At 62.1% G+C, this 13,552-nt stretch carries 12 protein-coding genes; 6 read left to right on the top strand and 6 right to left on the bottom strand.

Annotated elements, in window-relative coordinates; translation table 11 throughout:
• Positions 1-1,097, bottom strand: a 1,097-nt coding sequence (locus BMI01S_RS26785) for an AAA family ATPase (protein ID WP_042291050.1), incomplete at its 3' end; no start/stop codon positions are given.
• 780 nt (positions 1,098-1,877) lie between these two features.
• Between BMI01S_RS26785 and BMI01S_RS26790 the strand changes: the two genes are divergently transcribed.
• The 3 genes from BMI01S_RS26790 (at position 1,878) to BMI01S_RS26800 (ending at position 4,169) form a co-directional block, all read left to right on the top strand.
• The gene (locus BMI01S_RS26790) at positions 1,878-2,123 is read left to right on the top strand and encodes a hypothetical protein (protein WP_028232023.1); all 246 of its coding nucleotides are present in this window, start codon (positions 1,878-1,880) and stop codon (positions 2,121-2,123) included.
• 882 nt (positions 2,124-3,005) lie between these two features.
• A complete protein-coding gene (locus BMI01S_RS41085) occupies positions 3,006-3,230 on the top strand; it encodes a hypothetical protein (RefSeq protein WP_154671353.1) in 225 nt (74 codons plus the stop codon).
• Between the two features lie 153 nt (positions 3,231-3,383).
• Positions 3,384-4,169: a hypothetical protein gene (locus BMI01S_RS26800; RefSeq protein WP_028232025.1), complete on the top strand. Its 786-nt coding sequence runs from the start codon at positions 3,384-3,386 to the stop codon at positions 4,167-4,169.
• 383 nt (positions 4,170-4,552) lie between these two features.
• Here the strand turns inward: BMI01S_RS26800 and BMI01S_RS41090 are convergent, their stop codons facing one another.
• Both BMI01S_RS41090 and BMI01S_RS38225 read right to left on the bottom strand, forming a co-directional pair.
• A complete protein-coding gene (locus tag BMI01S_RS41090) occupies positions 4,553-5,329 on the bottom strand; it encodes a hypothetical protein (protein WP_154671354.1) in 777 nt (258 codons plus the stop codon).
• 395 nt (positions 5,330-5,724) lie between these two features.
• Complete coding sequence (locus BMI01S_RS38225; protein WP_051381497.1) at positions 5,725-7,197, bottom strand: site-specific integrase; 1,473 nt, start codon at positions 7,195-7,197, stop codon at positions 5,725-5,727.
• A 101-nt stretch (positions 7,198-7,298) separates the two neighbouring features.
• Between BMI01S_RS38225 and BMI01S_RS26815 the strand changes: the two genes are divergently transcribed.
• Positions 7,299-7,925, top strand: coding sequence for a glutathione S-transferase family protein (locus BMI01S_RS26815; RefSeq protein ID WP_028214508.1), 627 nt, complete (start codon positions 7,299-7,301; stop codon positions 7,923-7,925).
• 57 nt (positions 7,926-7,982) lie between these two features.
• On the top strand, positions 7,983-8,594 hold the full coding sequence (locus BMI01S_RS26820) for a Fur family transcriptional regulator (RefSeq protein ID WP_028214507.1): 612 nt from the start codon (positions 7,983-7,985) through the stop codon (positions 8,592-8,594).
• Between the two features lie 122 nt (positions 8,595-8,716).
• Here BMI01S_RS26820 and BMI01S_RS26825 read toward each other — a convergent pair whose 3' ends face one another.
• The 3 genes from BMI01S_RS26825 to BMI01S_RS26835 form a co-directional block, all read right to left on the bottom strand.
• A complete protein-coding gene (locus BMI01S_RS26825) occupies positions 8,717-9,127 on the bottom strand; it encodes a response regulator (RefSeq protein WP_028214506.1) in 411 nt (136 codons plus the stop codon).
• Positions 9,128-9,411: 284 nt separating this feature from the next.
• Positions 9,412-10,938: a cryptochrome/photolyase family protein gene (locus BMI01S_RS26830; protein WP_028214505.1), complete on the bottom strand. Its 1,527-nt coding sequence runs from the start codon at positions 10,936-10,938 to the stop codon at positions 9,412-9,414.
• A 186-nt stretch (positions 10,939-11,124) separates the two neighbouring features.
• Complete coding sequence (locus tag BMI01S_RS26835; RefSeq protein WP_042291056.1) at positions 11,125-11,838, bottom strand: TetR/AcrR family transcriptional regulator; 714 nt, start codon at positions 11,836-11,838, stop codon at positions 11,125-11,127.
• Between the two features lie 95 nt (positions 11,839-11,933).
• Between BMI01S_RS26835 and BMI01S_RS26840 the strand changes: the two genes are divergently transcribed.
• Positions 11,934-13,469, top strand: coding sequence for an MDR family MFS transporter (locus BMI01S_RS26840; RefSeq protein WP_028232027.1), 1,536 nt, complete (start codon positions 11,934-11,936; stop codon positions 13,467-13,469).
• Positions 13,470-13,552: the final 83 nt, after the last annotated feature.

The raw sequence follows: 13,552 nt of genomic DNA on the forward strand, positions 1-13,552 counted from the left end.
CCCGCCAGCGCGACCGGCTCGCGCACGTACAGGTTCTGCAGCGGATCTTCGAGCCACCACCACGCCGCACCGGGCCGCAACAGGCGTTCGAGCGCGCCGACCCACGGCTGCTGGAAATCCTGCCCCTCGTCGACGATCAACGTATCGAACTGCCAGCGCTCGCCGATCGGCGTCTCGCCGAAGCGCCGCACGAGTTCGTCGAACGCGCCGGGGCGCTCGAAGTCGGGCACGTGGCCGCCGTCGCGCGCAACCCAGTCGCAAAGCTGGTGGTAGGTCGCCACCTTCGCTTCGGGCGGCGCGAGCTTCGCGATATGGTCCGCGAGCGGGCGGTTGAAACACACATACAGCGTGCGCGCGCCGCGCGCCACCGCGTCCTTCATGACCTGCACGGCCAGTTGCGTCTTGCCCGAGCCCGCCGTGCCGATCACGCGCAGCCGGTACGGCGAAAATTCGAGCCGCCGCGCCCATGTGGCGAGGCCGCCCGCGAGACGCGTGACGAGCGTGCCCGCCGCGCCGACGAGCGCGCTGGTGTCGGGCGTGAGCGAGAGTTCGTCGGCGAGGAAGTGGTGGATCTTCGCGGCGCAAGGCAGGCGCGGCTCGTCGGCGGGCATGGCTTCGAGGACGATCGCGGCAAGCTGCGTCTTGCGCGTGGCATCGACGATGCGCGCCGGGTCCACGCCCGCGATGGCCGGCTCGCGCACCACATGGTCGGGGCAATAGAGCAGCTCGTCGAGCCCGTACGTGCCGGCGCCGAACGACGCGGTGAAGCGCCGGCGCAGCCCTTCGACCGTGCGCGCCAGCGCGATTGCCACGTTCCGTTCGGTCTGCATGTATGCCTTGATGAGCCCGTTGGGCGTTTCGCGCAGAAAGCCCGTTTTCTGCTCGACGATCATCACGCGCCCGGCGGGGCTCACGATCACGAAGTCGGCCTCGCCGAACACCGAAAAGCCTTCGGAGAGGCGCGTCCAGTGCAAGCCGTGATACACGGTGTAGCCATTGGGCAGGCCGCGCGCGAGCGCGGCGAGCGTTTCGCGCTCGCGCGCGGCGGCGCCGGTGGCTTCGAGATGCTGCCAGTCGTCGGGAACAATGCGGGCCATGGACGGGTCTCGGGCGAGTTCTGGGTTGTGCGGCGGAACGACCGCGTGGGAATCGAGGGAGCGATGCCGCACGGATCGGGCAAGGCTATGGAACTCCGGGCGCAATGCAGCGCCTATTCTACGAAAAGCGGGGCGCTCAAAAATACCGCGCGAGAATCGTGTATCGTGGCGGGCTGCGCCACGCTTGACCCTATTACCTTGCAAGGAGTAAACGCCGGATGATCACGCTCCGCTTTATCTAATAAAATCAATAACTTAGATAAGCGGTCTACGCTCTGCGTGTACCCGGTCTGTGTAGCGTTTTAGTCGCCCTCCTTCGCATCCCAATAGCTTCCGCTCGCTAGCCTTTCGCCTGCTTCCTTTAGCTTGCCCTCGTTGGCCTTGATATAGCGTTTGAGCGCATCCCGCACGACCTCCGCCGTAGGCGTTCCGGTGATCGTCTGGATTAGGGCTAGCTTCTCCAAATCGGCTACCTCAACGCGTACGTTAAGCGCTCGTGCCGGGGCCTTCTGCGGTCTACCTCTAGGCATTGTCGTAACCCTCTGTACGTTTAATCCCGCCCCATTCTATCAGCATAAGGATTGCGCCCGCATGACTAAGCGTAGTTATGGCTATGAATATTCCTATAACTTCCCCGTCTAAGCGCAAACATTAAACATAGCCATCTTTACGGTTAAGATGAGGGCTCGCGAAATGAACCCGAAAGGCCGCAGTAATCGCGAGATCGCGCTAAGGGCCTAGCGCGCACAATCCCAGCGCCACTAAGAGGAACGACCAAGAATGAATACGATTGTTATCAATACGCCGGATGCTAGTCGTAACAACTGGAAGGCCATGCATCAAACGCTTAGCCGCCACGGCTTCGAAATCTATGCGCGACGTACCTACGTCACGAGCAGCGGGCTACGCCTTGAGGCGATAGTGCACCGCCCGGAGGGAGATAACGAGGGCACGGCGCGGGCCGCGCTGGCGGATACGCGTGCACGTATGCGCCCCTTGCGCGCACAACACAACGAGGAAATATGAATCCATTTTCAACGATAGCCGCACGCGATAGCGCGGCGCAAACTAGCGATACCGGCTACATCGTAGACCACGAGCAGGCGCTAATGGACGAACTAGCGCAGGCCGAAGTAGCCCTAAGGGCTATGGACGGAGGCGCAAACCCGGAGCTAGTACGGGAAGCCGAGCGCTATATGCTCGAAACCGCAGAGGAATTAGACCGTGTGCAAACCGCCAAGCGTGGCATGCAATCGCGGTATCTAGGCCGGTTCGTGAAATGCCTTACTTGCGGGAACCCGTTTCATGACGAGGGAAGCTATCTAGCGCATTGGGGCTATGTCGGCGGGCGTCTGTTTTGCGAGCGCACCATTAGCGTGCTAAAGGTTAAGGGCTTCGTTGCTGACGAACATACGCTAGAGGGATGGCCGGAGCCGCTTTACGTGCTAAGGAATCCAAAGCACGCCAGGTAGTCATAAAGGCCAGTTATGGCCGATTCCTTAGCTTTATCGCTATGAAGTTTTGGACCCTTGCGGTTTGGGCGCGTTTTCTAAGAATTATTTGGACATTAGGGTTTAAGCCGATGACCGTATCGGTGTCTCCATGCGGAAGCCCCGCAATTTGACCTACCCGCCCCCACCCGCACCATAGGAAACCTCTAAGCCCACCACCACGGAGCTAACGAACATGAGCACAAAGGAGCTTGCCTCGCCAGAGGCGCAGCTACGCATAACCACATGGAAGATACGTTGTGACAGCCAGATACTAAGCACACAGGTATTCGCTAGTCGCAAAGCAGCTAGGACTACTGCGGATTTGTTCTATGACGTTCGCCCATTTACGAAGATGAAAGATAGACCGTATCGATTGGTCAAAACTCAGACCGATCCCAAGTAACGAGGTATTGATATGAGCAACGTTAGCCGGATAGACATTGATGAATTTTACTCAGTAGTACCAAGTTTTATAGACCACATGCGTAAAGGTGATTGGCCCAGCGATTTACAGGTGCGAGAGATACGGATCAACCCCGGCAAGCGGTCGGTTGGTTTCGTGCTGAGGCATCCGGTATTTGGCGATGGTAAGCCAGTGGAGTTCGTACTTGGTGCGGGCATGAGTCATGAGCGTATGTGAACACACCATTTTTCCTTACTACGTAGTCGATAGTAGTGTATGGAGAACCGGGGTAGCTACACCGCTTCGGGCTTATGGTATCCTTTGGTGTAAACACACCATTTTTCCTTACTTACTTGGTAGGATAGGTACGGAATCGAGGCAATCCACACCATGAGCCAGAAGATAGACCACGCCAAGATGGCCGAACGGGTACGCCGAGCCGAGCTATTGGCCGAATTGAACCGCAAGGCAGACGAGGCACTTACAGCGCTGGCTAAGCATTATGAGGCGTTGCACGGCATCAAGCCTGTAAAGATCCATTCCGGCAGGCAGTTCGGGCAATCAGCCTTTACGGGATCAGGCAAGATACCCGGCCTACTGTTCGAGGCGTTGTTAGCCGGTAAGGGTATAGACCCCGCGCTAAAGCGCGAGCAGCGGCACGAACTATTGATTCCTGAAGCGCTAGCAGCCATCGGCGCGCAGGGCGAATATGTCAACGTGTCGATATGGGGCCGCGAACAGCACGAGAACCGAATTAAACGCTGGCGGCTACGAATGGAGCAACACGGCTACGCGTACAGTGACGAGGACAAGACATTAGGCCACTTTTTAAAGCGTATCCAAGCCGGTAAGGTTGATAAGAACGCACCTGATAGCAAGGCCCCGCGATGGTCTGACGGCTCTACGCTGTGGTTCAACGGGGAGCGCATACGGGTTACGTGGCGCGGGGACCGTCCGCAGTGCAATCGCACCAAAGGATCGGTGTGGAAGCTGCTGGGCGAATACGCACAGACGCGCGTGCAACAGCGGGCACTAGTCGCTGACGCTAAACGAGTCCAAGCCGAGATAGACGAACGCTCGCGCAAAGCAGTCCAAGCCGCAGCCGATGAGGAAACGTTAGCCGATATATTCGCGGATCAGCTGGAGGGCCGCACACGCCGCGATGAGGAAGATTAATCTAAGGAGATTGAATGGGTAGTAACCATCCGCTAGAGCGGAACACGTCCGAGGCAGAGTACTTCGGACGCCTTAACAGAAACGGTAAGGCCGCTTACCGGCACGCCACACGCACGCTAACCGGGAGCCTGCCAACGTGGGCCGAGGATAAGCGGTCTAATGTAGCTACAAAGCAGATTGATAATGTAGCTACAACCCCCAATGACGATGTAACTACAATGCAGGCCGATAATGTAACTACATTGCCCGAGCAGCCGCCAACCCTTACCGAAATGCTAGCGAGGCTGACACGCCAGAAACAGACGGACGAGCCGCGAACGCTCGCCGTCGATCCGCTAACGCTGCTGTAGGCATAGCCAATTTCAGGGGATGGGCGGCGCAGTTTATCTTGTGTTAGGGAAGCAGAGAGAGAAGTCGCGCGCAAAGATGAATTGATGACTTCCGGCTGCGGCAAGGACGTTGAAAAGCCGTACCGTCTCAGCGCTCGCTCTGTCGATATCAGCATTTCCAAGTAGTGCCACGGTTGGCGAAAGAGGGATACACAAAGCCGTTGGACGGTCTGGAACGAGGAATTCTCCTGCCGTCGCTTCTGTTCTGCATATGCTCCATTCTACCTCCCGAAGCTGAGCGCTCCGATAATCTGTATGGCGCTGGATGTGCATTCCTGTGAATTGGCGACTAGGTATGCCGTTATCCTCGGTGTAAAGATAATGTTTAGATTCAAGAATTTCTTTCTCGTTCTTGCTCAGATCATTTCCTGGCAGAATTCCTGCGAGTTTTATTGATGGTGCTGGATTCGCAGCGTAGTGCGCTCGTTGTTCCCACAATGCGTAAAACAAAGTTATTGATTTATGCTCCAGTCCCCACCAGTGTAGATCGCCAGCTAAAACGCGGGTCGCCAAAAATTGAAACTCTCGCTCGATTCTAGCCATATAGCCAGCTTCGGCTCTTTGATCCCAAGCGCGGTCAGCGCAGAACAAATTACTACCCGCATCGACGTTCGAAATACGCCTGTTCTCACGGGTAAGGACTACTGTAACCTTGGAGTGACGATTGTAGAACCTCTGTATGCTGGCTTTCGGGAAAACATGCTGATCGCGTGTCAGTTTGTGAGGATTCCCCGGTTGCGTTGGTTCACCTTTGTGTCTCGTGAATTTCATTTGTTGGCGAGGACGTGAAGCCGTTTGTTAGGTTGGTATCGAGCGCTACGAATACTCCAACGCCTACCGTCGATCCGCTCACGTTACTGTAAGCGCGCGAAGGCGCCCCGCGCAGGTGAGTGTAATCCGTTGTCAAGTCCCTACGAGCGCTCAATAATGCTTAGCTTCGAAGGCACATCAGGCGCGATTTGACGGTGCGAAAAATTTCGAAAGGGTTTAGGATTTGTTCCGTGCGCACAACTCCTACCAACTCCGAAATGGGCTTCGTATGACTCCCTTGTTGCAGCCGCATGTTCTCTACTTCGTTATAGGTATCACGTACCTTTTGATGGCCCTAACGGCTCGTTAACGAGTACGGCCCGGTTAAGCTGCACGGGCCGATTTTTCTCGTGTTGTTAAGTAGATTGCCTAGCTTCCCGCCATACCCTTCCGATGGCATCGCCAAGCCGCGCACTTGCTTCTACGAGTGGCCGCAACGGGTAATACTCGCCGCCGTAACCGCGCGCGATACTGCCTGTAGTATGGCCGGTAAGTGCGTCTGCTACTGGTTCTGTTACGCCCTGCTCGCGCAGCACGTCTTTACCGTAATGCCGCCAGCTGTGGAACGTCTTACGCGGGTTGTCTATCTTCTGCTTGTGCTTGTACCGCCCGAACCAATCGGACACGGCCCCGCCTTCCCGTCCGTATTTGTCTGCGCGTAGCTGATCGAATACCCGCGCCTTTCCGCTTGACGCTTTTACGAGGTCGATAAAACCCGCGTCTATGAGGTCTGCGTGCAGCGGGACGCGACGCCGAGACGTTGCATTCTTCAATCCCTGCCCTTCGCCTTCGTCCGTGAGGTAGAGCACCCAAGTCGTGCGCTGCGTGCCGTCCGCGTCTCGGTAGTTCTCCTGCCTCACGTCACCGGGGGCAATCTGCGCGATTTCTTCGACACGGGCCGCCGTGTACGCGGCTATGAGCGTCACGTAACGCCACGTATCGGCCATACCTTCGCCCGTAGGCAGGTTGGCGAGTAGTCGCCCTGCTTCGGCATCAGAGAACGGTACGCGTGCCTTTGTCGCGGTCTTACCCTTCGCCGCCGTGTTCGCCTTGATATCCCGCAGCGGATTCGCGTCCAATAGACCACCGTCCACCGCAGCAGCTAGTACCGCCTTGAGTAAGCCGAGCTTGCCACGTACCGTATTCGGGGCCGCAGTCTTAGCGAGATCGTCTCGCCAGCGTCGCCCGTGGTCTGCCGTGATCTTCACAAGCGGTAGCCGCCCGTGCACACCTTCGAACTGCGCCACAATCGTAGCAACCTTGTCCACCGTGGCTAAATCCGGGGTGCGGGCTTCCTGCCAAACCCTCAAGGCGTCCGCGAGCGTGGCCGTACCGGGCCGCGTAACCGCTTCTGCGCCGCTGGTGAGGTCTACGGGGGCCAGATGGCTAGGCGTATGCGCCACAACGGCCTGTACTGCTTCCTGCGCGGCCTGCGTGTACTTCTTTATATCTGCGCCGCCAGTGATTGCCGAGAGCATGGCCGCTACGCGGAACTCCGTCCAGTTCATAGCGCTCTGTACCGTTTGCGCTGTGGTTTCCTCTGGCGTGTACGTAATGTCTTTCGCGTCCGGTACGCCGTGTTCCTCGTGCGACAGGAAATTTGCACCACTTTGGGGCGCGCTTTTTGTTGTAGCTGAAGCAGATATCAACGTGTGCCAGTATTCGTCAAGTTCTACCGTGAGCTTGCGCGCAAGGCGCTTCGCTTCATCGGGGTTCGACGTGCCTAAAGCCTTCGTTACTTCCCGCTTGCCAATGACCGGGACGAGCGGAGCCGGTACGCGCCGCCTATAGACATAGCGCCCGCCTTGCCGCCGTTGTACGTGTTCCATAGTTTCCACCTGTGTAGCGTCCACGCGCTACGAAATCGGCCGCAAACCCTTATCGGGCTTGGGTCCAGTATACTTAAGGCTTTCGCCTGTGGGGTCTACGAATGATCACGATCTGGGGACGCGCCAATTCGGTGAATGTCCAGAAAGTCCTGTGGTGTTGCGATGAGCTCGTGCTGCCGTTCCAGCGCGTCGACGCCGGCGGCCAGTTCGGCCATCTCGACGAGCCTTCCTACCTCGCCCTGAATCCGAACGGCAAGATTCCCACGATCGTGGACGGCAACTTCGTGCTGTGGGAATCGAACGCGATTCTGCGCTATCTGGCGATGGAGTATGGCCCGTCGAGTGTGCTGTACCCCACCGATCCGAAGGTGCGCGCCTCGATCGACCGCTGGCTCGACTGGTCGACGAGCACGCTCGCGCCCACCGAGCGCCCGGTTTTCATCGGCCTCGTGCGCACGCCGCCGGAACAGCGCGACAGCGCGCAGATCTCCGCCGCTTTTGAGCAGCTGAGCCAGCTCTGGAAGCTGCTCGACCACCATCTGCGCGGCCGCTTCTTCATCGAAAACGAGCGCTTTTCGCTCGCCGACATCGTACTCGGCGCGTACGCACGCCGCTGGTTCGGCCTCGAAGGCGTGGAGCGCGAGCCGCTGCCGAATCTCGAGCGCTGGTATCAGCGCATCGCGCAGCGCCAGGGCTTTCGCAAGTACATCGGCGTGCCGCTCACCTGAGCGACGACTGATTCGGGCCGCGGGCGGCCCGCCGGCGCGCCCCGTATAATCGCACGCATGAAGACAGCAAAACCGTCCCTGGACGCCACGGCCTTGCACGGCGAAGCGCACGACCACGCGCACGATCACGGCCACGCACACTCGCACGACGGCGCCCAGGGCGCGTCGCTCGAGTCCGCGCTCGCGATGGCCGAAGCCTATTGCCGCGCCCGCGGCGAAAAGCTCACGCCGATCCGCCGCAAGGTGCTGGAGTTGCTGCTCGCGTCGGGCCGCGCGACCAAGGCGTATTCGCTGCTCGACGAAATGCGCCAGATCCATCCGGGCTCGGCGCCGCCCACGGTCTACCGCGCGCTCGATTTCCTGCTTTCGGCGGGGCTCATTCACCGCATCGAGTCGATCAACGCGTTCGCCGTCTGTCACGATCTCACGCAGTGCCAGCACGGCATTCTCGTCGTGTGCCAGCAGTGCGGCAACGTCACCGAGCTGCACGAGCCCAAGCTGCGGCAAGCGCTCGTTGCACAGATCGAGGCGGCGGGCTACCGGCTCGCCGGGGACGGCATCGAACTCAAGGGCCTCTGCGCGCAATGCCAGGCAAACCAGGCCAACCAGGCCGCCCCAGGCGGGCAAGCCGGCACGGCCGCGGCGCCCGAAGCCGCCGCGCACTCCTGAAGCATCAGCAAACCCTGCTTAGCCCGCCGCGCCGCGCGGGCATCAGGAAGCAGCGCCGCGTTCGCGGCGCCTCGTCACCCGCACGTTTCCCGCCTCTCGCAGCGCCAGCTACGCGCGCTGCGTCACAGCGACTGGCGCGCGTCGATCGCGCCGCTCAGGAGCGCCACGAGTTCCTCGGGGCGGGCCGGCTTGGTCATGAAGTGCTGGAAGCCTTCGCCGATGCTGCGCAAACGCCAGCTCTCGTCGGTATGGCCGGTGAGCGCGACGGCGACGGTCGGTGCGTGATCGCCGCGAATCTCGTAGTCGCGCAAGCGCTGGATCAGGTAGAAGCCGTCCATCGCCGGCAGGTCGAGATCGCAGACCACGGCGTCGGGGTGCAGGCTCAGGGCCGCTTCCACGCCCGCTTCGGCGTCTTCGACCGCCACGACGTGCGCGCCCTCCGCCTCCAGTAGCGAGGTCAGTGACGCCCGGCTGTGCGGATCGTCTTCGACAAGAACGATAGTCGTCCGGTCGAGCTTGTGTACTGCATTCATTGTCTTTGCTTACATGCCTTTCTGTCTGTCAGGCCCATTACCGCGTGAGTCGCTGCGTGGCCAACTGCGCCTCGCTGGGGCCTGTCCAGGCTGATTACTTTCTTGCTCTAGCGTCCTGCCCGTTCGCTTCCTCGGAAGGATTGCGAGCCCGATATGAACCGGGCGCACCGCAACGCGGGCCGTCTTGATAGAGCAATCCTGATGCCGTCAGTTCCAGTGCGCGGCGCACGGCGATCCGCGGCGCACGATAGCGGTGTCACAAGACAGCGCGATGAAAGTCGCGTTCACGCGTTGCCGCCCTGTTTAGAAGCCGCGAGACGCTTCGCCCCGCCCGTTTGCGCATAGGCTTCGAGTGCGCGCTGGCGCGCCAGTTCATGTTCCACGAGCGGTTGCGGATAATGCTTGCCGAGGCGCACACCTGCCGCTTCGAGTTGCTGGGCGCTCGCCTTCCACGGCTGGTGCACGAGCGCATCGGGCAGGCCCGCCAGCTCGGGTACCCATTGCCGCACGTACGCGCCGAGCGTGTCGAACTTCTGACCCTGCATCACTGGATTGAAGATGCGGAACCAGGGCGCGGCGTCCACGCCCGAGCCGGCCACCCACTGCCAGTTGGCCGGATTGCTCGCGGGGTCCGCGTCGACGAGCGTGTCCCAGAACCAGGATTCGCCCGCGCGCCAGTCAATCAGCAGATGCTTCGTGAGGAACGACGCGACGACCATGCGCACGCGGTTGTGCATCCAGCCCGTCTGCCAGAGCTCGCGCATGCCCGCGTCGACGAGCGGATAGCCGGACAACCCGCGCTGCCACGCCCGCAAGGCCGCCGTGTCGTTGCGCCACGGCATGGCGTCGAAAGCCGGACGCAGGTTCTGGGTTGCCAGATCGGCGTAGTGAAAGCGCTGGTAATGGCTGAACTCCCGCCAACCGAGCTCGCTCGCGAACTTTTCCGCGCTCGCGGCGCGACGCGCCGCCCCGCCGCCAGGCGCGTGCTGCGCCGCCTTGAGCGCCGCCCACACCTGGCGCGGCGAGATCGCGCCGACAGCCAGATACGGCGAGAGGCGGCTCGTCGCCGTTTCGCCGGGTTGGTCGCGCTCGCCGGCATAGGCGTCAAGATCGGTGGCGAGGAACGCGCGCAGGCGCGCAAGCGCGGCCTCCTCGCCCGCGGGCCACGCGTGGCGCAAACCGCCCGACCAGTCGGGGGAGCGGGGCGCGAGGCCCAGATCGTCGAGCTTCGATGCGCGCTGGGTAAGACTTGCGGGTAGCGGTTGAAAAATCAGCCGTTCCGGCACGCCCTCGGGCGGCGGTGGGTCGCCCATGCGCAGGCAGGCGCGCCAGTAGGCGCTGAAAACGCGAAACGGCTCGCCTGACTGGTTGAGCACGGTCCAGGGCTCGCTGAGCAACCGGCCGTTGAAGCTCTCGACGCTCACGCCGCGCTCGCGCAACGCGGTCTTCAGCTTGCCATCGGCCTCGCGTTGCGCCGCACCGTAGCGCCGGTTCCAGTACACGGCCTGGGCGCCGGATTCGGTAACGAGGGCATCGAGCGTCGCCGCTTCGTCGCCCTGGAGCAGGAGCAGTTGCCCGCCGCGTGCCGCCAGCGCTGCCTCGAGCGCGCGCAGCGACTCGTGACGCCACCAGCGCGCCGCGCCGCCCTCCGGGCGCTCGCCGCAGGCGCGCGGATCATGGATCCAGACGCAGATCAGCGGAAGACCGCTCGCCGCGGCGCCCGCGAGCGCGGGGTGGTCGGCGAGGCGGAGATCGTCGCGAAACCAGACGATGGCTGGCGCTATCCTGGAATGGGCGGAAGAAGAAGGCAGACCGGACCTCGACCGGAAGACGTTTTGTGCCGCACATTGCGGTGCGTTTCGCGGGCACGGCACACCGGCCGTTGCGCGAAGCCACGCAGCGTAACACGGCGCCGCGTGCCCGCGAAACGGGATAAAAAAGGGACCAAAAAGGGACAAAATGCGCCAACTCAGCGCCTGCGCGGCGCGGCGCCGCGATCAGCCCCGATCGATGCGGGCGACGGGCCCCGGCCCCACGCCTTGCGTGATGAGCGCGACCGCATGGCGCGCGATGTCCTCGACGCCGACGCACGGTTTCTCCGCATCGCCGCGCCACATCTGGCTGGTGGCGAGCGGGAGCAGCGTCAGGCCCATCAGCGACTGGAACAGCAGCGAAGGTTCGAGCGCCGCGTTGAGCCGTCCCTCGCGCTGCCAGCGGGCAATCGCCGTGTGCGCCTTTTCCTGGTGCTCGCGGCCAACCCGCTCGAGCATGCGCTGGCGCAGCACGCCGCCCTCGCTGATGACGTCGCGCACCCACAGCGGCGGAAACCACGGATAGCGCTGCCCCACCGCGACGAAGCGCTGCGCGAGCGCGGTGAGCGCGGCCACCGGATCGTCGCGATGCTCCACGAAGATGTCGCCGAGTCCCTCGCGCAACGGGACGAAGCGCTCGTCGATGAGCACGTCGATTAGCTGGTCGCGCGTCTTGAAGTAGTAGTGGACCATGGCGGGTGTGACGCCCGCCTCGCGAGCAATGGCGGCAAGCGACGTATCGAGGATGCCGTGACGCGCGAATAGCGCGAGCGCGGCCTCGATGAGCCGTGTGCGCTGCTCCGCGCCGCCCGGGCTGCCACTCGGGCGGCCCGGACCGCGCGCGGGCGCCGGATCGGGCGCACCGGCAGCGCGGTCCCGGGAAGGTTCTGGCGCTTTCATGCTGTTTTATCTTGTAACGATTTGAATTTTGACCGACTGGGATAATTACCCTAATATTAATCGCCACATTAATTAATTTCAAGACCATGCACGCGATGGACTCCAGCACGAAGCATCCCGCCGGAACCCCGCCGACGCCCTCGGCCCCCGCTGGCCAGGCGCTCGGCCACCCTCCCATCCGGCTGCTGTTTCCGGCGCTGCTGCTCGTCATGCTGCTGGCCGCGCTCGACCAGACCATCGTTTCGACGGCGCTGCCCACCATCGTCGGCGAGCTGGGCGGGCTCGACCGGCTCTCGTGGGTCGTCACGGCCTACCTGCTCACCTCGACGATCGTCGTGCCGCTTTATGGCAAGTTCGGCGACCTGTTCGGCCGCAAGATCGTCCTGCAGGCCGCCATCGTGATCTTCCTGATCGGCTCGGCGCTGTGCGGCGTGGCGCAGAACATGGAGCAGCTCATCGTGCTGCGCGCGTTGCAGGGCATTGGCGGCGGCGGCCTGATGGTCGTCACGATGGCCGCCATCGGCGACGTCATTCCGCCCGCGCAGCGCGGCAAGTACCAGGGGATGTTCGGCGGCGTGTTCGGCATCGCCACCGTGATCGGACCGCTGCTCGGCGGCTTTCTCGTCGAGCATCTGTCGTGGCGCTGGATCTTCTACATCAACCTGCCGCTCGGCGCGATCGCGCTCGTGGTGATCGGCGCGGTGTTCAAGCCCCACGCCGCACACGTGAAGCACGTGATCGACTACATGGGCGCGGGCTGGCTCGCCGCCGCCCTCACCTGTCTGATTCTCTTCACGAGCGAGGGCGGCTCGCTCCTGCCGTGGACGTCGCCCACCCTCTGGCTCACGCTGCTGCTCGGCATGGTGTCCGTGGTGGGCTTCATCCACGAGGAAAAGCATGCGGCCGAGCCCATCATGCCGCTCGGGCTCTTTCGCGAGCGCACCTTCGTGCTCGCGAGCCTGATCGGCTTCATCGTGGGCGTCTCGCTGTTCGGCTCGGTCACGTTCCTGCCGCTTTATCTGCAGGTCGTGAAGGGCTCCACGCCCTCGCAGGCCGGCATGCAGATGCTGCCGATGATGGGTGGCGTGCTCGTGATGTCGATCATTACGGGGCGCATCATCAGCACGATCGGCAAGTACCGCATCTTTCCCATCGTGGGCACGGCGCTCGTGGCCGTGGCGATGATGCTGCTCGCGCGCCTGCAGATCGACACGCCGGTTCACCTCATGTATCTCTACATGGGGCTGCTCGGCTGCGGTCTGGGCATGGTGATGCAGGTGCTGATTCTCGCCGTGCAGAACGCGGTGGAATTCCGGCACATGGGCGTGGCCACTTCGGGCGCGACGCTGTTCCGCTCGATTGGCGGCTCGGTGGGCGTGGCCGCGTTCGGCGCGGTGTTCTCGCATGGGTTGCACGCGCGGCTCGAAAAGGTGCTGGCTGACGGTGTCGAGTTGCCGCAGCCGCTCACGCCCGAGGTGATCCGCCATCTGCCACCCGCCCTCCACGCGCAATATCTCGATGCGTTCGCCGGCGCGCTGCACACGGTTTATCTCTCGGCCGCGGTTGTCGTGGTCTTCTCGTTCGCGCTTGCTTTGCTGTTGCGGGATGTGCCGTTGCGTAAGCAGCAGTGAGGGCTGGGCGCGCCCTTTTCGCTTTTTTTGCCCTTCCTTGTGTTCGCGTCGGTATGCAGGCGTTGCCCCTGTGCGGGGCGGCA

The organism is Paraburkholderia mimosarum LMG 23256 = NBRC 106338 (assembly GCF_000739815.1).
In the GTDB taxonomy this organism is placed as follows: Bacteria; Pseudomonadota; Gammaproteobacteria; order Burkholderiales; family Burkholderiaceae; genus Paraburkholderia; species Paraburkholderia mimosarum.

What these genes read in the sequence shown, in the direction of transcription:
- BMI01S_RS26840 (WP_028232027.1), top strand. Translation starts at nt 11,934, where the DNA reads ATGGACTCCAGCACGAAGCATCCCGCCGGAACCCCGCCGACGCCCTCG.
- BMI01S_RS26835 (WP_042291056.1), bottom strand. Translation starts at nt 11,838, where the DNA reads ATGAAAGCGCCAGAACCTTCCCGGGACCGCGCTGCCGGTGCGCCCGAT.
- BMI01S_RS38225 (WP_051381497.1), bottom strand. Translation starts at nt 7,197, where the DNA reads ATGGAACACGTACAACGGCGGCAAGGCGGGCGCTATGTCTATAGGCGG.
- BMI01S_RS26815 (WP_028214508.1), top strand. Translation starts at nt 7,299, where the DNA reads ATGATCACGATCTGGGGACGCGCCAATTCGGTGAATGTCCAGAAAGTC.
- BMI01S_RS26825 (WP_028214506.1), bottom strand. Translation starts at nt 9,127, where the DNA reads ATGAATGCAGTACACAAGCTCGACCGGACGACTATCGTTCTTGTCGAA.
- BMI01S_RS41090 (WP_154671354.1), bottom strand. Translation starts at nt 5,329, where the DNA reads ATGAAATTCACGAGACACAAAGGTGAACCAACGCAACCGGGGAATCCT.
- BMI01S_RS41085 (WP_154671353.1), top strand. Translation starts at nt 3,006, where the DNA reads ATGAGCAACGTTAGCCGGATAGACATTGATGAATTTTACTCAGTAGTA.
- BMI01S_RS26800 (WP_028232025.1), top strand. Translation starts at nt 3,384, where the DNA reads ATGAGCCAGAAGATAGACCACGCCAAGATGGCCGAACGGGTACGCCGA.
- BMI01S_RS26820 (WP_028214507.1), top strand. Translation starts at nt 7,983, where the DNA reads ATGAAGACAGCAAAACCGTCCCTGGACGCCACGGCCTTGCACGGCGAA.
- BMI01S_RS26790 (WP_028232023.1), top strand. Translation starts at nt 1,878, where the DNA reads ATGAATACGATTGTTATCAATACGCCGGATGCTAGTCGTAACAACTGG.